1 pseudogene is annotated in these 275 nt (G+C 57.8%); it reads left to right on the top strand.

The window, feature by feature from the left end:
• A pseudogene (locus tag AC2Q9J_RS17890) lies at positions 1–275 on the top strand (endonuclease MutS2); the annotation flags it as partial.

The raw sequence follows: 275 nt of genomic DNA, 5'->3' as shown, positions 1-275 counted from the left end.
GCCACTCGGTGGGCTTACGGATGTCCGTGCGGAAGTGAAACGGGCCCCAATCGGCTCGGTCCTCTCGACGAGCGAATTGCTCGCCGTCGCTGCCGTCATGTACGGCGGACGCCAAGTGAAGAACTTCTTCGAGAAGCTTCACGAGGATAACGAAGAGATTCGCATTCCACGTCTTGACGAGTATGCGGACAAGTTGACGAAGCCCATCGAGGTCGAACAGGCGATTCGTCATGCGATCGACGACCAAGGGACTGTCCAAGATTCCGCGAGTCCAC

The sequence above is a fragment of the Planococcus sp. RAB007_Raresut genome, assembly GCF_057369535.1.
The sequence above is the reverse complement of the archived record's forward strand: the minus strand, read 5'-3'. Positions and strand labels throughout refer to the sequence as shown.